This is a genomic window from Acinetobacter sp. ACNIH3 (assembly GCF_002918965.1).
Taxonomy (GTDB): domain Bacteria; phylum Pseudomonadota; class Gammaproteobacteria; order Pseudomonadales; family Moraxellaceae; genus Acinetobacter; species Acinetobacter schindleri.
Genome location: NZ_PQLP01000011.1, coordinates 62972 through 82045, shown reverse-complemented (window position 1 = coordinate 82045; position 19074 = coordinate 62972). Strand labels below are relative to the sequence as shown.

15 protein-coding genes and 1 pseudogene are annotated in these 19074 nt (G+C 43.9%); 12 read left to right on the top strand and 4 right to left on the bottom strand.

The features are described from left to right. A pseudogene (locus tag C3420_RS07130) lies at nt 1-100 on the top strand (IS1 family transposase); the annotation flags it as partial. Nucleotides 101-651: 551 nt separating this feature from the next. Here C3420_RS07130 and C3420_RS07125 read toward each other — a convergent pair. The 3 genes from C3420_RS07125 to C3420_RS07115 all read right to left on the bottom strand — a co-directional run bounded on the left by C3420_RS07125 (nt 652) and on the right by C3420_RS07115 (nt 4649). Next, entirely contained in the window at nt 652-1845 is a 1194-nt protein-coding gene (locus C3420_RS07125; protein ID WP_048880906.1) for an MFS transporter, read from the bottom strand. Nucleotides 1846-1862: 17 nt separating this feature from the next. Beyond that, nucleotides 1863-3128, bottom strand: coding sequence for a DcaP family trimeric outer membrane transporter (locus tag C3420_RS07120; protein WP_048880905.1), 1266 nt, complete (start codon nt 3126-3128; stop codon nt 1863-1865). A 222-nt stretch (nt 3129-3350) separates the two neighbouring features. Then, nucleotides 3351-4649: an MFS transporter gene (locus tag C3420_RS07115; protein ID WP_005222173.1), complete on the bottom strand. Its 1299-nt coding sequence runs from the start codon at nt 4647-4649 to the stop codon at nt 3351-3353. A 452-nt stretch (nt 4650-5101) separates the two neighbouring features. Between C3420_RS07115 and C3420_RS07110 the strand changes: the two genes are divergently transcribed. The 3 genes from C3420_RS07110 to C3420_RS07100 are packed head-to-tail and all read left to right on the top strand — an operon-like array spanning nt 5102 to nt 8635. After that, nucleotides 5102-5875, top strand: a complete 774-nt coding sequence (locus C3420_RS07110) for an enoyl-CoA hydratase (protein ID WP_005222169.1) — start codon at nt 5102-5104, stop codon at nt 5873-5875. Between the two features lie 2 nt (nt 5876-5877). Continuing rightward, entirely contained in the window at nt 5878-7398 is a 1521-nt protein-coding gene (locus C3420_RS07105) for a 3-hydroxyacyl-CoA dehydrogenase (protein WP_103800037.1), read from the top strand. 25 nt (nt 7399-7423) lie between these two features. Continuing rightward, entirely contained in the window at nt 7424-8635 is a 1212-nt protein-coding gene (locus C3420_RS07100; protein WP_103800036.1) for a 3-oxoadipyl-CoA thiolase, read from the top strand. 120 nt (nt 8636-8755) lie between these two features. On the opposite strand, the gene C3420_RS07095 is transcribed toward C3420_RS07100, so the two are convergent. Continuing rightward, nucleotides 8756-9193 (bottom strand): PaaI family thioesterase, encoded by a 438-nt coding sequence (locus C3420_RS07095; protein ID WP_103800035.1) that lies wholly within the window; start codon nt 9191-9193, stop codon nt 8756-8758. Between the two features lie 110 nt (nt 9194-9303). Between C3420_RS07095 and C3420_RS07090 the strand changes: the two genes are divergently transcribed. From C3420_RS07090 to C3420_RS07055, 8 genes are all read left to right on the top strand, one after another. Then, nucleotides 9304-10059 (top strand): class II aldolase/adducin family protein, encoded by a 756-nt coding sequence (locus tag C3420_RS07090; protein ID WP_103800034.1) that lies wholly within the window; start codon nt 9304-9306, stop codon nt 10057-10059. Beyond that, nucleotides 10056-10979 (top strand): 2-hydroxyacid dehydrogenase, encoded by a 924-nt coding sequence (locus C3420_RS07085; RefSeq protein WP_103800033.1) that lies wholly within the window; start codon nt 10056-10058, stop codon nt 10977-10979. Before C3420_RS07090 ends, C3420_RS07085 begins: the two co-directional genes overlap by 4 nt. 37 nt (nt 10980-11016) lie before the next feature. After that, the gene (locus C3420_RS07080) at nt 11017-11805 is read left to right on the top strand and encodes an enoyl-CoA hydratase-related protein (protein WP_103800032.1); all 789 of its coding nucleotides are present in this window, start codon (nt 11017-11019) and stop codon (nt 11803-11805) included. Between the two features lie 11 nt (nt 11806-11816). Beyond that, nucleotides 11817-12797 (top strand): NAD(P)H-dependent flavin oxidoreductase, encoded by a 981-nt coding sequence (locus tag C3420_RS07075; protein ID WP_103800031.1) that lies wholly within the window; start codon nt 11817-11819, stop codon nt 12795-12797. Between the two features lie 210 nt (nt 12798-13007). Then, nucleotides 13008-14810: an acyl-CoA dehydrogenase C-terminal domain-containing protein gene (locus C3420_RS07070; protein ID WP_103800030.1), complete on the top strand. Its 1803-nt coding sequence runs from the start codon at nt 13008-13010 to the stop codon at nt 14808-14810. A 129-nt stretch (nt 14811-14939) separates the two neighbouring features. Further along, a complete protein-coding gene (locus tag C3420_RS07065) occupies nt 14940-15779 on the top strand; it encodes an alpha/beta fold hydrolase (RefSeq protein WP_103800029.1) in 840 nt (279 codons plus the stop codon). A gap of 12 nt (nt 15780-15791) precedes the next feature. Beyond that, nucleotides 15792-17288 (top strand): flavin-containing monooxygenase, encoded by a 1497-nt coding sequence (locus tag C3420_RS07060; protein WP_103800028.1) that lies wholly within the window; start codon nt 15792-15794, stop codon nt 17286-17288. A gap of 70 nt (nt 17289-17358) precedes the next feature. Continuing rightward, nucleotides 17359-19020, top strand: a complete 1662-nt coding sequence (locus C3420_RS07055) for an AMP-binding protein (RefSeq protein WP_103800027.1) — start codon at nt 17359-17361, stop codon at nt 19018-19020. Nucleotides 19021-19074 lie beyond the last annotated feature (54 nt).

Genomic DNA, 19074 nt, shown 5'->3' with positions numbered 1-19074 from the left:
GCGAGGCTTTAGGAGAAGCTGCAACTTCTCCAAAAAGCTTGAAAATCATTTCAAAGCCTTTGATTTAGTGTTCTTTTATATCAATAATGGATTCGTTTAATGCCAGCATACTTTTTGAAACACCACCAAGAAATGAAACCATTTTTACAAATCGCAGCTTAGGCTGCGTTTTTTTATAAGATATTTTTTATGCTAACAGTCAAAGAACTTAAAAAATAGGTAGTTTGTTACTCAACTGAGTTATTTAAAACTCTTAATCAAAAGAAAGTTTAAAAGGATTTATACAAATATTAAGATTTTAAATCAGGTTAAATTTTTAAATATCAAAAGATTAAATAAAATAATCGAAAAGGATTCTGGTAGAAGAGAGTTCTTCTTATGCTGGATAATCCTGTCCTTTATTTTCCAGCATATAATTCTAAATAGAAACACAGGGCTAATATGTCAAATACTTTAAATATCTTTCATAAACCAAAAAATGATCGTCATCTTCATATTTAATGAATTTTGAAAGTTCCTTCTCCCTCTGGGAGAAGGTTAGGATGAGGGAATTTCTTCTTAATGATTAAAAAAAGATTTATGAAAGAAGCCTTTGTGAACTTAAACTAATATTCTATGAGTTCACAGTATTAAATTTTAGATTATGTATGATTAGGACTGTATATTGACCAGATTGCGTTCGCGGCTTAAGTCATAGCGGTTAATACCAAATATGAGCAGGGCAAAGATAAATCCCAATGTGACACAAGCTGGCCAGCCATACATTTTCCATAAATGTAATGACAAAAACGCGCCCAGACCGGCACCTGAAAAATAACAGGTCATATAGATGGCATTAATTCGCGAACGGGCCTGTATTGAAATTCGATAGACCAGATTCTGGTTCAAGACATGCAAACAGGAAATTCCGAAATAGGCCAGAATTAATCCCAAGATATAAATCCATAAATAGTTCTGGGCAAAGAACAAGGGAATCCACGCCAAAATCAGTCCGCATGTGGCCAGGTGCGCAATCCATTTTTCCCGATGCCTACCAATCATTTTACCGGTCCATTGAGAAGACCAGATTCCGACTACACCGACAATGCCCATGAGTCCAATCTGAAAATCATTAAAATGATAGGGTGCTTCTGCCAGTATAAAGGTCATGGTCGTAAAAATAATACTCAGCATGCCGAAGCCCAGACTGCCAATCATACTACGTCGGATCAACATAGGTTCTGTCTTGGCAAAGGTAAATAATGAGCCATAAATTTGTAAAATACTCATCTGCAATTGGGTTTTAGCCTTTGGTAGCTGAAACCACATTGCGAGGCTGAGTAAAAGAATAGAACAGCCACTAAACAAGTACACTGCATGCCAGGACCATAAAGTTGAAATCAGTCCGGCCACGGTACGGGCAAACAGAATACCGACCAGGACACCGCTCATCAGCAGGCCAACGACTTCGGCACTTTTATCACGTTGTGACAGACTGGCGGCAAAAGGAATCAGAATCTGGGTGGTAATCGAACAAAAAGAGGCGAGCAGGGTAAAGCCATACAACATATGCAGATTGGTGCTGGCGGAAAGCCCAATAAGCGCCAATCCGGTACAGAACATCAAACTACAGATATACAGCCGTTTTTCGAATAAATCGCCTAGCGGTACAAAGAAAAACAACCCAGTGGCATAACCAATCTGGGTTAAAACGACAGTCCAGCCAGACTGAGCTACACTGATCTGCAGATCCTCTGCAATGGAATAAATTAATGGCTGGTTAAAATAGTTACAACCTGCGCAAAGTGCACAGGTCATCGCCATCATAAACATAAATTTTCGTGAAATTTGCCCTTGGGCTGACATCCTTGTCTCCTGAGGCTTTAAAAACTATAGTTGGCAGAGAGGTTGATACGCGAAATATCTGCTTCCTTGTTGTCAAAGGTTTCACGCTTGCCATGATGATATTCTGCACCCAGATTAATCTTTGGAACTGGAGAATAAATCAGGTTAGCGACATAGTCAGTTAAACGTTTATTGGCTTCAGGATTTGCTCGTGCATAATCACTTGAATCATCAAAATCAACAATACTGGCATTAATACTGCTACGTAGTTTTGGTGTAAATTTATGCGTGAAGCCTATATTTAAGCTATTGAACTCATTGAGCAAAAGTTCATTATTGGCTGTATCAACTGAATAATCTCCACCCCAGGCAGCCCCATCGGATGTTGAGCCTTGAGTTAAAAAGGCTGCAATGCGCTGGTCACCGACCATATGGAAATAGTTGCCCTGGATCGAGTTTTGATCATCAAAGCGATAACGCCCACCAAGACCTACACCCCAACCGACTTTTTCAATATCACCTGTATCTGTCTGAGCTTGTTTTTGATTTACAAAACCTTGAGCTAATAGATGTACTGGACCAGACTGATGCACATATTTAGTGGTTAAAGCAGGCAAGGCAGAAGAACGATCACCACCGGCCATATATTCCACGCCGACATTCCAGGTATTTTCTGGGTCAAGTTTAAAAGCATAGCTCACTTGAGGGGTTCGTAATATTGAACCGCCCAGGAGCAGACTATAATCTACAGCTTCGGTACTGATTTCCGGTGTGGACATCAATGACCATGCCTGACCAAAAGTCCAGTTATAATATTTCAAATGTGCATGACGAATACGTAAGCCACCATCACCTTTGCCGTTATTGGTCCAGAAGTCGGCTTCTAAACGAGCGGAAACGTTTGGATTGCCACCGAGGTCTTTCGCCAGGAAACCAATTCGGCTGGCTGCCGCAGTAAAATCTGAACGGGTTGAATCAGGTTCAGTAAAAGGTACTTTATTGATCTGGTTAATGGTTCGGCCATGAGCTTCTGGTGTACTTTTGAAATCGATCGCACCATCCAGACGGATCATTCCATACACATCAACATTGTCCAGTACGCTACTTAAACTTTTGGAGTCCGCTGTTTTAGACTGTTCTTGCTGGTTCTTTAACGCAAGTTGTGCTGCTTTTTGTTGTTCAAGTTCAGCCTGAATTTGCTTTAATTGCGATTCTAGAAACTGCATCCGGTCTTCAGACGCTTCTGCCGAAAATGCCTGTACTGAAGCAAGACCACATAATGTCGCTAAAACTAATTTTTTCATTTCTTAATCCCTAAAGAAATTTTCTGATATCTAAGAAGGAAAGCTCTTTCCTTGTTGTCGATCTAATTTTTAAATGCAGAGATGCTAACTTTGGAAGAATAAGTATGAGACCAGTTCAACAGGAACCATCCAGTTGAGGTTAAATCCCATAGGTTCGATATCTAAAGTCATAAAAATTTGGATTGAGGAGGGCTGTCAATTACAGCCCTTACACAGGTTAAGTTATTCTGCTTTTTGCGGATCGTATAAACGGTCTTTAATGAACAGCGCAGGAATCAAACCACACAGGAAATAAGCTGCACCCATGACCATCAAGCCTGTGCCGATCGAACCATGCATCGCCAGATAACCAATAGTAATTGGGGCGAAGATTGCACCGATACGACCAATGTTGAATGCACCACCGACTGCTGTTCCACGCACGGCGGTCGGGAAGCTTTCAGTTAAGTAGGTTGCATTAATGGCATATGGAATACCGTACAGGAAACCGAAGATCAGCATCAGTACACCAATATTGTCTGCGGTATGCATATAAACCACGACAGGAATAAACAGAGCCGTTCCCATGGTGCCGAAAGCAAAGACGATACGGCGGCCAATTTTGTCAGCAACATAGCCTGCGATAATTTTTGCAAAAATCATGGTGATGAATGTTCCCACCATATACAACGCCATTTCTTTAAACTTGATGCCTAATTCAGCTTCCAGATAGCTTGGTAACCAGTTACTTACACCGAAATAGCCAAATAACAGGAAACCAGAGCTGAAAGACCACAAGATAAACATTTTGCCATGGGTCTTGTCCTTAAGAATAGTGATATATGGATTGCCTTTTTTCGCGTTATTATCCACGATCTGGCCGGTTCTTTTCATTTCACGTACACGCTTCCATGATTCCGGCTCTGGCACCATAAAATGCATCAGAATACCTAAGGCTAATGGCGCAATCGTGATCCAGTACAGCATACGCCAGCCGAATTCAGGAATGATCCAGCCTGAAAGCATGGTGATGACCAAAGAACCCAAGGTAAAACCGGTCATTAATGTTGCTAATACCGTAGTACGATATTTGGTCGGTACGTATTCCGACATGAGGGTATTACAGGCAATATATAAACAGCCTAAACCCAAGCAGGACAGGGTACGTAAAATTGCGAACTCAGTATAAGACTGGGCAAAGCCTGAATAGGCAGACAAGATCGAGAAGGCAATGGTTGCTAATACGATGACTCGCACGCGACCAAACTTGTCACAGGCCCATCCACCGACAAAGCCACCAATTCCCATACCTAGAAGGGAATAACTTCCTAAAGCACCGGCCTGTACAGAAGTCAGTCCCCATTCAGCTTTCAGACTGGTCAGACTGAAAGCCAAAATGCCAATATCTGCACCGTCACAGAGTAAAATTAGAAAAGCAAAGACAAAGGCTGTCATCCACAGGCGTTTTGGTGCCTGTTTAATGGTGTCCTCGGAGGAGACAGGTGTTTTATTGTCTCCAGTTACGATGGTATCGCTTGTCATTCTTATATCCTCTATAAATTAAAAGTAGCATTTCCTCTGCTACCGCTAAATCCATTTTCCTTCCTCTCGGAAAAGTGTTTTTCCTGATTAAAGTGTCTGCTCCTGTTTTGGTTTAGCCACGTCAACAATCAGGTTAAATCTGATTTTTCAGCCCTATACTGGGTTAAAAATCACTGAACGACGAAGTATCTTTATTACGTAAATTAATTTTTAGTTTCGTTATAAGGCTAATAATTACTTAAATGAATAGCCAAAATTTACTTTAAATAATTAATTCCGTATTGCGAAATCAATTAATCATAAAATAACTAACTGAACAAGAGTTTTTACTCTATTTTTAGTAAAAAATAACTTTTTTGAATTTTTGAGTTAAAAATTCTTGATTTATAGACTTAGAAACCGTAGTTTTATATAAAATAAAATTTCGCTATACAAAATAAATGGAGATTTTAATGGAACAGGTGGTTCAAGTAGAGCAAATCTCAGCACATGTGGCGATGGTCAAGATCCATCGACCAGAAGCAAAAAATGCTTTGAATACAGAAGTGCGCCAGAAACTGGCTGCAGCTTTTCTACAACTCAATGATGACGAAAATATTCGGGCCATTATTCTTACTGGCGGTGAAACAGATTTTGCAGCAGGGGCCGATCTAAAGGAATTAGCTACCGCTGAAACCATCCAGATGATGCAACGTCGTACTGAACGTTACTGGCAAGCGATTGCGCAGTGTTCAAAACCGGTGATTGCAGCTGTAAATGGATATGCACTGGGGGGTGGATGTGAACTGGCGATGCATGCAGACATTATCATTGCTGGAAAAAGTGCCCAGTTCGGTCAACCTGAAGTGAAAGTTGGCGTGATGCCGGGTGCAGGTGGGACTCAACGTTTATTCCGTGCAGTAGGCAAATTCCATGCCATGCGTATCATCATGACCGGTTGTCTGGTACCTGCACCGGAAGCTTATCAAATTGGTCTGGTGTCCCAGGTGACTGAAGACAGTGAAACCCTTGCTACAGCAATCAAGATGGCAGAAGGGTTGGCAAAAATGCCGCCAATTGCCTTGGAGCAAATAAAGGAAGTGGCTTTATTGGCCGAAGATGTGCCGCTCAATGCCGGACTTACTCTGGAACGTAAGTCTTTCCAGATGCTGTTTTCTTCAGAAGATCAAAAAGAAGGTATGCAGGCCTTTATCGAAAAACGTAAACCGAATTATCAGGGACGATAAGCATGAGTATTCAAATTCAGAAAATCGGGATTATTGGCGTCGGTACCATGGGTGCAGGCATTGCCCAGATCGCCATTCAGTCTGGTCATGACGTAATACTGTTTGATGCCAAAGAAGGGGCAGCTGAACAGGCACAGGACAAACTGGCCAAAACATTAAATACCTTGGCAGATAAAGGTAAATTCAGCCACGAAAAAGCAGCTGAAGATATTGCTCATTTATCAATCGCACAGCAGCTAGAAGACTTGAAAGATTGTGATCTGATTGTTGAGGCGATTATTGAGAATCTGGAAATCAAACAAAAGCTGATGCAGCAACTAGAAGACATTGTGAAACCAGAAGCCATTCTGGCATCCAATACCTCTTCATTGTCGATTAGTGCAATCGCTGCCAACTGTAAGCAGCCAGAACGTGTTGCCGGTTATCACTTCTTTAATCCGGTACCACTCATGAAAGTGGTTGAAGTAATTGAAGGCTTTAATACCCGTGCTGACATTATTGAAGCATTAACCCAGCTTTCTACAAAAATGGGTCATCGTCCGGTCAAAGCTAAAGATACGCCAGGGTTTATCATTAACCATGCCGGCCGTGCTTTTGGTAGCGAAGCCTATGCAATTCTGAATGAAAATGTCACACCATTTTATGAGATTGACCGGATTTACCGCGATGGGATCGGTTTTAAAATGGGACCTTTTGAGCTAGGTGATCTGACCGGTATGGATGTATCGCATCCGGTGAGTGAATCGATTTATCAGCAGTATTATGAAGAAGCACGTTACCGTCCAAGTGTGATTACCCGTCAGCGCTTTATTGCCAAACAGCTCGGTCGTAAAACCGGTAAAGGCTTCTATGATTACACTTCGGGTAGTAAAGTAGGTGATGTTGCTCCAGCATTGATTGAAAAGTTAAATCAATATCCATCAGTCTGGCTAGGCACAGAATATAACGAAGACCGTCAGGCACTTGAGCAATATCTGCAACAGTTCAACATTCAGATTGAGCAAACTGAGACACCTTCAGCAGAGGCTTTAATCCTGATTGCCACTTATGGTGAAGATGCAACATCGGCTGCTGTCCGTTATCAGCTGGCACCTCAGCAAGTGGTGTGTATCGACCTACTGTATGGGCTGAATAAACACCGCACCTTAATGCCAACTTTTGTGACCAAGCCTGAACTGACCCAAGCGGCTCAATCGATTTTCAATCTGGATGGTGTGACTGCGAGTGTAATTCAGGAAAGCGTCGGCTTTGTGGCGCAACGTGCCTTGGCGATGATCGTTAATCTCGGTTGTGATATTGCCCAGCAAGGCGTTGCAACGGTAGAAGATATCAATATTGCTGTGAAATTAGGCCTGGGTTATCCGCATGGTCCAATTGAATGGGGCGATGTATTAGGGGCTGAAAAAATTCTGAAAATTCTGGATCGCATGACTGCGATTACTCGTGACCAGCGTTACCGTCCAAGCCCGTGGTTGCGTCGCCGTGTTCAGCTCGGTCTACCTCTTGTTCATACTACACATTAATTAGAAAGTTAAAGGAATAACACTCATGCTAAATGCATATATCTATGACGGTTTACGTTCACCAATCGGTCGCCATGCAGGAAGTCTGGCAAGCGTACGCCCAGATGATCTGGCAGCTACAGTCATTAAAAACCTGCTGGAAAAAACCGGTATTCCGGCAGCAGATGTAGAAGATGTAATCTTTGGTAGCACCAACCAGGCCGGTGAAGACAGCCGTAATGTGGCACGTTTTGCAGCATTGTTAGCAGGTATGCCGGTAACAGTTCCGGGTCAGACGGTAAACCGCTTATGTGCATCAGGCCTCGGTGCTGTGATTGATTCGGCACGTGCCATTACTGCAGGCGAAGGTGAGTTGTACATTGCCGGTGGCGTAGAAAGCATGACCCGCGCACCTTTTGTAATGGGTAAAGCAGAAAGCGCGTATTCACGTGAGGCTAAAATTTATGACACCACGATTGGTACACGTTTCCCGAACCGTAAATTCACGGATCAGTTTGGCGCGCACAGCATGCCTGAAACAGGTGATAACGTGGCTGAAGAATTCGGTATTAGCCGTGAACAGGCTGACACCTTTGCTGCTGTATCACAAGCCAAATATCAGGCTGCAAAAGAAGCGGGATTCTTTGAAGGTGAAATTACTCCAATTGAAGTTTCACAAGGGCGTAAATTACCGCCTAAACAGGTGACTGAAGATGAACATCCACGTGCATCTTCAACATTTGAAGCATTATCCAAGCTAAAACCGCTTTTCGAAGGTGGTGTAGTGACTGCGGGTAATGCATCAGGTATCAATGACGGCGCTGCAGCACTGATTATCGGCAGTGAAAAAGTTCAGGAACAGTATGGCTTAAAACCTCTGGCTCGTATCCTGTCTTCTGCAGCCGCTGGCATTGAGCCACGCATCATGGGTGCAGGCCCAATTGAAGCGATTAAAAAGGCAGTACAACGTGCTGGTTTGACGCTAGACGATATGGATATCATCGAGATTAATGAAGCCTTTGCCAGTCAGGTATTATCTTGCCTGAAAGGTCTGGAGGTCGCTTTGGATGATCCGCGTGTCAATCCAAATGGTGGTGCGATTGCCATTGGTCATCCACTGGGCTGTTCGGGTGCGCGTTTGGCTTTAACCGTTGCACGTCAGTTACAGCGTACCGGTAAAAAATATGCCGTGATTAGTCTGTGTATCGGTCTGGGTCAAGGCTTGGCGATGGTGATTAAAAACCCTGAAGCTGCATAACAGTTTAGTCATAGTCTTAATGCCATGTATCTATGATATGCATGGCATTCTTTATTGGGATTCTTCTTTCAAAATAAAAATCCCTGCACATGCAGGGATTGATTACATCACTGTAATGATTTACTTACGGGCAGTGACTAATAAAGTCGCTGAACCAAAAGCATAAACTTTACCTTCTTTATCGATAATTCGGCCTTCTGAGGTCAGTACATTACGCCCGATCCGGATGACTTCACCAATAGCTGTATAGGTTTCGCCGCTTTTCATCGCTTTCAGCATTTTTACATTCAGGTCAATGGTCGAGAAACTGACACCTGCATCTACTGTCGTATGCACGGCAGCGCCAGTGGCACTATCTAGAACCGTTGCACAAAAGCCGCCATGAATACCACCCTGTAAATTATAATGGCGCTGATCAGGACGCACCTCATATTCCACATAGTTTTCGCGCACCAAGATCAGACGCATGGGAATAATTTCACTCATGGCTGAACTGGAAATTTCCCCATTCTTAATTGCGGTTAGATATTCGAGTCCGTTTAATTGTGATGTAGGCATATCAACTCCTTGTAATGATTTATTTCGCTTTATGAAATAATATTCTGTTTTTCTAAAATTATGATATAACAGATAGTGATCGAAATGCTATATTTTTCCAGGATGGAACGATGACAATAAAAAATCTCGTCACAGATGCTGAATGGCAGGCACGTTGTGAACTCGCAGCGCTTTATCGCATTATTGCGCATTACCGGATGACTGATTTAATTGATACCCATATCAGTTTAAGAGTCCCTGATCAGCCTGACTGTTTTCTGATTAATCAGTATGGTGTCGCTTTTGAAAAAATGTGTGCCTCAACGCTGGTCAAGATTAATCATGAAGGGCAGGTCGTAGAAAGCTATGAACAGGATAAGCCGGTGAATATAGCAGGCTTTGTCATCCATGCCGCGATTCATGAAGCACATGCTCATCTGAATTGTGTCATTCATACGCATACCGCAGATGGCATAGCAGTTTCTGCACAGAAACACGGACTTCTTCCCATTTCCCAGCATGCGTTGAAATTTTATCAGCAGGTGGCCTATCACGAATATGAGGGCGTTGCATTGTCAACAGATGAACAAGAACGCCTGATTCAGGACCTGGGCGGCCATCGCGCCATGATTTTACGCAATCACGGACTTTTAACGGCTGGCGAAACGATTGCACGGGCTTTTCATGAAATCTATTTTCTGGAGCGTGCCTGTCAGGCGCAGGTGAAGGCCTTAAGTGGCGGTGCTGAATTGCATTATCCAGTAGAAGCAGTCCGAATTAAAACTGCTAAACAGTTCGCCAGTCCTTTAATTGAACCGATTTTACAGCGTGCCTGGCAGGCTGCGTTATCCCTGATTGAGCACCAATATAAGGAGTATGCATCATGATTGTGATATCCAGTACTGTGCCAAATATTGAAGCAATTCTGGTGAAGTCTTTTCAGAAATATGCGCCTGCTGGCAGTTTCTGTACAGTGGACAGCCCGGAAGCTGATCAGGCAACGACAGTTGCTGCCTGGTTTCCAGATCTGGAAAAACTCCAAAAACTTCCAGAACTTGGCCTGATTCATTCAATTGCTGCCGGGGTCGAGCATTTAAACTTAAATGCTGTACGCTCAGATCAAGCCGTTTGCCGGGTACTGGATCCACATCATCAAAAAGGCATGTTTGATTATCTGCTCTGGGGCGTGCTGTATTTCCAGCGTTATTTTGACCGCATGATCCAGCAGCAAAAGCAGCAGCTATGGAAGCAGTATCGCCAAAGTTATAGCCATCATATCCAGATCGGGATTATGGGCCTTGGCCATATGGGCGGTTATGTGGCAGAACGTTTTGCCGACATGGGCTATCAGGTGTCTGGGTGGTCCAATTCCCCAAAAGAGATTGCTCAGGTCAAAAGCTATGTCGGATCAGAACAAATTTCCGAGTTTTTGGCCCAAAGTCAGATCCTGATTAATCTGCTGCCACTCACTGAAGAAAATACCGGCATTCTTTCTGCTGAATTATTTCAGCAGTTGCCTGAACAAGCAGCATTAATTCATGTAGGAAGGGGTCAGCATTTAATCGAGCAGGATCTACTCAATGCACTGGATTCCGGCCAGTTACGTGGTGCAATTATCGACGTATTTGAACAGGAGCCATTAGCTGCTGAACATTCATTCTGGCAGCATGAAAAGATCGTAGTTACACCACACGTCGCCTCACATGCGCCCATGTCTGTGGTGGTGGAACAGATTCTGGAAAATGACCGACGTTTAAATCTCGGGCTGGATTTGTGCCATCAGGTAGATGTTAATAAGGGCTATTAATTGTAGGGATACAGGCAAAAAAATAAGGAAATTGATGATGTGGGAAACGATTCAAACTCAGGTTCAGCAAGGCGTCGCAACTTTAAGTTTTAACCGCCCGGATTCACTCAACAGTTTTAACCGGCAAATGCATGAGGAAGTGCAGCAGGTGCTGAAAAACTGGAATAAAGATCCGGATATTCGGGTGATTGTGATTCGCGGTAATGGCCGGGCGTTTTCAGCAGGACAGGATTTAAAAGAACGTGCTGGACAGCTCGGCAATGTGCCTTTGCCACCGCAAGGCTCGCTGGCCAAATACTATAATCCCTTGATTAACCTGATCCGCCAGAGTCCCAAACCGGTGATTGCAGCAGTGAATGGTGTGGCTGCCGGTGCAGGTGCCAATATCGCACTGGCCTGTGATCTGGTCATTGCCAAGGAAAGTGCCCGATTTATTCAGGCTTTTTCTAAAATTGGCTTGATTCCTGATGCCGGTGGCACCTGGATGTTGCCACGTTTAATCGGTTATGCACGTGCCATGGCACTGACTTTACTTGGTGAGCCTGTGCATGCCAAAGAAGCGGCTGAAATGGGTATGATCTGGAAAATGATCCCTGATGCAGAATTTGATGCTTATATCGATGAGCTTGCACAGCGACTGGCACGACAGCCGACCTATGCACTGGCCTTAACCAAACAGGCTTTGCAACGCAGTGCTGAAAATAGCATGGATCAGCAACTGGAGCTGGAACAAAACCTGCAATACTTGGCCTTAAGTAGCCAGGACTACAAAGAGGGTGTGCAGGCCTTTGTTGAAAAACGTCCTGCACAATTTACCGGACGCTAAGGAGAGCATTCATGAACATTCAAACACGTATTACCGAGCTTTTAGGCATTCGCTATCCAATTATCCAGGGTGGCATGATGTGGGTCGGTACCGCAGAAATGGCCAGTGCCGTATCTAATGCAGGTGGCTTGGGAACATTAACGGCATTGACTCAACCGACGCCTGAAGCCTTGGTCAAGGAAATTGCACGCTGCCGAGAAATGACCGATCAGCCTTTTGCGGTCAATCTGACTTTATTGCCCGCTGTGAATCCGCCGCCATATGCAGAATACCGACAGGCGATCATTGAAAGCGGTATCAAAATCGTAGAAACAGCAGGCAACAAGCCACATGAACATATTGAGGCGTTTAAGCAACACGGCATTATTGTCATTCATAAATGTACTTCCGTCCGTCATGCGCTTTCAGCACAAAGAATCGGTGCGGATATCATTTCGATTGATGGTTTTGAATGTGCGGGCCATCCGGGTGAAGACGATATTCCTGGCCTGATTTTAATTCCTGCCGCTGCGGATCAGCTTACTGTGCCGATTGTGGCCAGTGGCGGTTTTGCTGATGGCCGTGGTCTGGTCGCAGCTTTGGCTTTAGGTGCTGAAGGCATCAATATGGGTACACGCTTTTGTGCCACTAAGGAAGCGCCGATCCATTCAAACATCAAACAGTTCTATGTCGATAATGATGAAAGGGCGACACATCTGCTGTATCGACAGTTCAGGAATACTGCCCGTGTTGCCAAAAATGCGGTATCTGATCTTGTGGTGAAAATGAGTGAAGATCCAAACCTGCAATTTGAACAGATTCGTCCCTATGTCAGCGGTTTAAAAGGCAAGCTCGCTTTAGAAAATGGCGATATTGATGCTGGTGTACTGACTGCAGGTCAAGTGATGGGATTGATTCATGACATTCCGACTTGTCAGGCGCTGATCGAAAATATCATGCAGGAGGCAGAGCAGATTGTTCAGCAACGTTTAGCTCAATTTTTTCCACGTTAATCAACTTTAGTGAAGTCGCTGAATAGAAAAGCCATTCCACCATGAATGGCTTTTTTCATCCTGAAGATTTTTTATTTTTAAATGGGAAATTTCATCGAATGACTAGATTTTATTCTTTAAATTATATTATAGTGGATTTAAAACATAATTTCGTATTATGAAATTAATTGTCATAAATATACAAATTAGAACTCATACAAGGGAATTACGATGAGAAATTATATTGCGCCATTAAAAGACATGAAGTTTGTCCTGAAAGACCTGTTAAACGTTGAACAGAAATATCAGGGCTATGCAAAATTCGCAGACAAGGTTTCTATGGATATTATGGAGCAATATCTGGAAGTCGCTGCGGACTTTTGCCAAAACGAACTTCTACCGATTAATGCGACAGGCGACCAGCAGGGTTGCCGTTTGCAGGATGGCGTCGTAACCACCCCGGATGGGTTTAAAGCAGCTTATGACAAATATGTAGAACTCGGCTTTACCTCATTAACTGGTGACGAAGCATATGGCGGTCAGGGCTTCCCAACTTTATACCGGATTGCTATTTCTGAAATTATTACTGCAACCAACTGGTCTTGGGGCATGTACCCAGGCCTGTCCCATGGTGCCATGCGTACTTTAGAGCACCACGGTAGCGATGAACAGAAACAGAAGTTTCTGGTACCTTTAATTGCAGGTCGCTGGACTGGAACCATGTGCTTGACTGAATCTCATGCCGGTTCTGACCTAGGTTTAATCCGTACCAAAGCAGTGCCAAATGAAGACGGCAGTTACAGCCTCAGTGGTGAGAAAATCTTTATCTCAGCCGGTGAACATGATCTGGCTGAAAATATCGTGCATATCGTACTGGCACGTTTGCCAGATGCACCTGCGGGAACCAAAGGTATTTCACTGTTTATTGTTCCGAAATACAATCTGGATGAAGCTGGCAATGTAGCTTCCCGTAATGGTGTGGTGTGTAGCGCCATTGAACACAAGATGGGCATTCACGGCAATGCGACCTGTGTGCTGAATTTTGATAATGCCAAAGGTTTCCTGATCGGTCCTGAAAATCGCGGCCTGAACTGCATGTTTACCTTTATGAACTCGGCACGTATCGGTACAGCCATTCAAGGCTTGGCAGCAGCAGAATCTTCTTATCAGGGTGCATTGGCTTATGCCAAAGACCGTCTGGCCATGCGTTCACTTGAAGGTGCAAAAGCGCCAGGCCAGCCTGCAGATCCGATTATCGTGCATCCGGCTGTACGTAACATGCTGCTGACTCAAAAGGTGTTTGCAGAAGGTTCACGTGCACTTGCATATTATCTGGCGACCTATGCCGATATCGCTGAAGCCACTGACAGCCCGGAAGAAAAGAAAGCAGCTGAAGACCGTCTGGCATTATTAACCCCAATTGCCAAAGCGTTAATGACTGAAACCGGCATAGAAGCGGCTAAACATGGTATGCAGGTTTTCGGTGGTCACGGTTATATTGCTGAACATGGCATGGAACAGATTGCCCGTGATGCACGTATTGCCAGCCTCTACGAAGGAACCACTGAAATTCAGTCCATTGACTTGCTGGCGCGTAAAGTGCTGGGCTCAAAGCTGGGTCTACTGACCGCATTAACCGATGAAATTCAGGGCTTTGTAAAAGAACATCAGCAAGATGTCCAGTTTAGCCAGCAAGTTGCACAAGTCAGCCAGTTGACTGAACAATGGCTGAAATTAACTAAAACCATTCAGGAACAGGCCCAACAGTCTGCCAATCAAATTGGGGCAGCATCAGTTGACTACCTATATTTCTCTGGTTATGTCGTGTCCGCTTATTTGTGGCTGAAAATGGCAATTACTGCGCAGCAGAAAATTGAAGAAGGCAATACTGATCCCTTCTATGCAGCCAAGATCAAAACGGCACAATTCTTCTTTGCACGTATTTTGCCAAGAACTTCAACCCACCTTGCCAATATTCAAGCGGGTGGTGAAAGCCTGTTTTTACTTGAACCTGAAGAGTTCAAATTCGATTAAACCTTTTGACCCACGATACTCGTGTCGTGGGTTTTTTTTTAATAATTTTTGCATCCTCACCCAATTCAAATATTGAGATTTATTCTCGGGTATTAAATAAACCATAAAACAACAAGATCAGGAGTCTATATGGATTTAGACATGATTACTCGACAGTTTCCTTATGCTGATCTGCAACTTAATTTTCATGAAGTCGGACAGCGTTCTGCATTTCCCACCATTATTCTGATTCATGGCACCGGTGGAAATACCGACAAGCATTTCAGCTATATTTTTCCGATGCTGGGTATTCATCAGCGGGTTTTATCCATTGATTTGCATACCCCCGATAAAGCCGATCTAAAGGTGACTGATTTTAGCCAGCAGGTTGAAGCGCTGATTCAATATGCAGTTGCAGAAGATGAAACCATTACAGTGGTAGGCTATTCACTCGGTGCCGTGATTGCTGCACAAGTAGCAGCCAGTTTAAAACAGCGCATAGCGCGTTTGATCCTGTTAGCCGGTTGGGCCAAGACCAGCTCGGTGCAACAACTACGGACCACCATCTGGCAGCAATTATTTACTGAACAATCTGCGGCCTTGCCTCATTTTGTCAATTATTGCCTGTATAGCGATGATTATCTGTCTACACGAAGCGAACAGCAGGTGTTGGATTTGGCACGCTTTGTTAAACCTTCCCAAGATGCAGCCAAACAACGTGAACTGAATTATCGCATTGATATCACTGCAACCTTGCCAGACATCTCTGCGGAGACTTTGATCGTGGCTTGTCGTGAAGACCGCATGGTGCCTGTAGCCCAAGCAAAACTGCTGTTTGCTTCAATTTCGAACAGTCGCTATATCGAAATTTCTTCAGGACATGCGCTCTATATCGAAACGCCAGCCGAAGTGGTGCAACTGGTGAATCAGTTTAGCCAGCATCCACAGCAGTATCCGGCCAATCAAAAAATCCAGCCTTCTATGCCTTAAAGGAGATAAATAATGCAAGCTCAAGGACAGCGCAGCAAGATTTTAATCGTAGGTAGCGGTTTTGCTGGATTAGGCATGGCAATCCGACTTAAACAGCAGGGTATTCACGATTTCAAAATCATTGAACGTGCAGCAGAAGTGGGTGGCACTTGGCGTGACAATACCTATCCCGGGGTCGCCTGTGATGTACCTTCCCATTTATATTCTTTCTCGTTTATTCAAAATCCGGACTGGTCACGCGTCTTTCCGCAAGGAGCAGAAATTCAGCGTTATTTAATTCAGTGCTTTGATCAGGAAAATATCCGGCCCCATATTGATTTTCATACCCAACTGGAAAAGGCCAGTTGGAATGGCAAAGAACGCATCTGGGAAATTCAAACCTCTAAAGGTCTGTATCAGGCAGAAATTTTAATCACAGCAACCGGACATCTGGCAGATGAACATCTCCCACAAATTCCGAGTCTGAAAGAATTTGAAGGCCAAGTGATGCATTCTGCACGCTGGAATCATCAGGTGAATCTGGATAATCAGCGCGTAGTTGTGGTGGGTTCAGGCGCTTCAGCCATCCAGCTTGTACCGGAAATCGCAAAAACGGCCAAAAGCCTCACTGTTTTGCAACGTAGCGCCCCCTATATTTTACCGCGGCCAGATCGACCTTATTCTGAGTCAGAAAAGCAGCTTTTCCGCAAAGATCCGGACAGTATGTCGGCATTAAGACATGCTTTATTCTGGGGTAATGAATACAATTTTGCCCAGCGCCGTAATCTGAAAAGCCAGATCGAGCGGGTCAAGAAAAACTGTCTGCAATTTTTAAAACATCAAATCTCAGACCCTGAATTACAGCGCAAACTTACGCCGCATTATGAACCTGGTTGTAAGCGCTTATTGCTTTCTAATGAGTATTATCTCACCTTTTTAAAACCACCTGTCACGCTTGAAGATTCGGCCTTGGCAGAAGTCACAAAAGATGGCGTGATAAGCAAAGCAGGCCATGAGTTTCCTGCAGATATCATTGTATTTGCCACCGGGTTTGAAGCAGCACGTCCACCTTATGCGGCGAAGGTTGTCGGTAAACATGGCTTAAGTCTGGAGCAGCAATGGTCTAGCGGCATGCAGGGTTATCAGTCAACGACTGTACACAACTTTCCAAACCTGTTCATCCTGAATGGGCCAAACACAGGCAGTGGACATAATTCAGCACTTTATTTTCTGGAAACCCAGTTTGATCTGATTCTAGATGCCTTGCAGTTTTTTGAGCAGGAACAGATTCAGGTTTTTGAAGCAGATCAAGAAGCTGAAAATAGCTATATGCAGGAGTTACAGCAACTGTCTCAAGGCAGTGTCTGGCTATCGGAAAGCTGTAAAAGCTGGTATCTGGATCCGGTCAGTCGTAAGCTGACTTTGGTCTGGCCGGATTATGCGTATTCGTTCAGAGATAAAAATCAGCATTTTGTTCGTAGCGGTTATCACTACCAGTATGTTGAATCGAGACAGCAGAAAGTGGTTTAAAAATATGTAATCAAAATCTTATAGCTTCAGTAATACAAAATAAATGTAAATCCAGGACAGGAGTATAGTCATGAGCAGTCAGCCATGGATGGAAGAATATAAAAAGTGGAATATCAATCCGGAATTTAGCCGGCCAGATCCCGAGAAAACCTTGAGCATGACCATTGCTGAGAATTTAGTTAAATTTCAAGATAAAACCGCATTTATCTATCTGGACCGCAAATTCAGCTATCACGATATCGATATGTATAGCCAGAAACTGGCAAGCTATCTACAGAGTCTTGGGCTGACTGCTGGCAGCCGTATTGCGGTGATGTTACCCAATATTATTCAGTATCCAATTGCGACCTTTGCCATTATTCGTGCTGGCTATGTGCTGGTGAATGTGAATCCGATGTACACCCAGCGTGAACTATATCATCAGCTACAGGATTCAGGTGCTAAAGCCTTGATTATCTTGGGACAGACTTTGGAGCAATTAACAGCATTAGATGAATGTCCTGCACTCAAATATGTCATTTCAACACATCCGCTGGATTTTATTCAGGATCAGCCAGGAACTCCTTATCGTCAGGCAGCACAATATCCAGATAAACAGTTTTCTGATTTTAAACAAGCGATTGATCAAGTCGAAAAGATTGATTTTAAAACACCTCTACAACATCAGGAAGATACGGTCATTCTGCAATATACCGGTGGCACAACAGGTGTTTCTAAAGGCGCGGAACTGAGCCATCGCAATATTTTATTTAATATTGCCCAGAACAGTACCGTGTTTATCAGCCATTTTGGTGACCGCTATGCCGCTGAGGATGAATATGTATTCTGTGCCTTGCCGCTGTATCACATTTATGGATTTACCATCTGCCTGTTCAGTTACGGTTTAAGTCGTGGTTTCGCTAATGTCCTGATTCCAAATCCCAGAGATCTGGATGCGTTGGTGGATCAATATCATAAACATCCACCGACCGTTTTCCCGGGCGTGAATACCATGTTTAATGCCTTAGGACACCATCCACGTTTTCGTGAGCTGGATCATTCACGCCTGAAAACCACAACCGGCGGAGGGGCATCTATTCTGAAAAATACGGCAGAGTTATGGCATGAGGTCACAGGCTGCCAGATTTATGAAGGCTACGGACTTTCTGAAACCTCACCGACTGCAACTTTTAACCCGCCTTTGAGCCGGCGATTTAGTGGCACGATTGGCTTGCCATTGGCAGGGACTGAAATTCTGATTCTGAATGACGAAGACAAACCTGTAGAGTTTAATCAAGCTGGAGAAATCGCCATACGTGGTCCACAGGTGATGAAAGGATACTGGCAGCAACCCGAAGCAACAGCACAGGTCTTTACCAAAGATGGTTACTTTCTGACAGGTGATATCGGTTGTATGGATGAACAGGGCTATATCACCATTCTGGACCGTAAAAAGGACATGATTCTGGTGTCTGGTTTTAACGTCTATCCGAATGAGCTGGAAGGCGTACTGTCCAAACATCCTAAAATACTGGAATGTGCAGTGATTGGTATTGATGATGAAAAGTCTGGTCAGGTACCGAAGGGATTTATTGTGAAACAGGATGAAACTCTGACCCAAGATGAAGTCATGACTTATCTGAAGCAGCAACTCACCAGTTATAAATTGCCTAAATATATTGAGTTCGTGTCTGGATTGCCCAAGTCCGCAGTAGGCAAAATTCTGCGTCGTGAACTGCCTCGTACTGTTTAGTCGAGTGCCAAAGCCTGCTAAGGAATAATAGAAAATCTGACTGATCACAGTCAA

Coding starts and splice junctions, on each gene's coding strand:
- C3420_RS07085 (WP_103800033.1), top strand. CDS start 10,056: ATGATTGTGATATCCAGTACTGTGCCAAATATTGAAGCAATTCTGGTG.
- C3420_RS07080 (WP_103800032.1), top strand. CDS start 11,017: ATGTGGGAAACGATTCAAACTCAGGTTCAGCAAGGCGTCGCAACTTTA.
- C3420_RS07075 (WP_103800031.1), top strand. CDS start 11,817: ATGAACATTCAAACACGTATTACCGAGCTTTTAGGCATTCGCTATCCA.
- C3420_RS07125 (WP_048880906.1), bottom strand. CDS start 1,845: ATGTCAGCCCAAGGGCAAATTTCACGAAAATTTATGTTTATGATGGCG.
- C3420_RS07095 (WP_103800035.1), bottom strand. CDS start 9,193: ATGCCTACATCACAATTAAACGGACTCGAATATCTAACCGCAATTAAG.
- C3420_RS07110 (WP_005222169.1), top strand. CDS start 5,102: ATGGAACAGGTGGTTCAAGTAGAGCAAATCTCAGCACATGTGGCGATG.
- C3420_RS07070 (WP_103800030.1), top strand. CDS start 13,008: ATGAGAAATTATATTGCGCCATTAAAAGACATGAAGTTTGTCCTGAAA.
- C3420_RS07115 (WP_005222173.1), bottom strand. CDS start 4,649: ATGACAAGCGATACCATCGTAACTGGAGACAATAAAACACCTGTCTCC.
- C3420_RS07100 (WP_103800036.1), top strand. CDS start 7,424: ATGCTAAATGCATATATCTATGACGGTTTACGTTCACCAATCGGTCGC.
- C3420_RS07055 (WP_103800027.1), top strand. CDS start 17,359: ATGAGCAGTCAGCCATGGATGGAAGAATATAAAAAGTGGAATATCAAT.
- C3420_RS07090 (WP_103800034.1), top strand. CDS start 9,304: ATGACAATAAAAAATCTCGTCACAGATGCTGAATGGCAGGCACGTTGT.
- C3420_RS07060 (WP_103800028.1), top strand. CDS start 15,792: ATGCAAGCTCAAGGACAGCGCAGCAAGATTTTAATCGTAGGTAGCGGT.
- C3420_RS07105 (WP_103800037.1), top strand. CDS start 5,878: ATGAGTATTCAAATTCAGAAAATCGGGATTATTGGCGTCGGTACCATG.
- C3420_RS07120 (WP_048880905.1), bottom strand. CDS start 3,128: ATGAAAAAATTAGTTTTAGCGACATTATGTGGTCTTGCTTCAGTACAG.
- C3420_RS07065 (WP_103800029.1), top strand. CDS start 14,940: ATGGATTTAGACATGATTACTCGACAGTTTCCTTATGCTGATCTGCAA.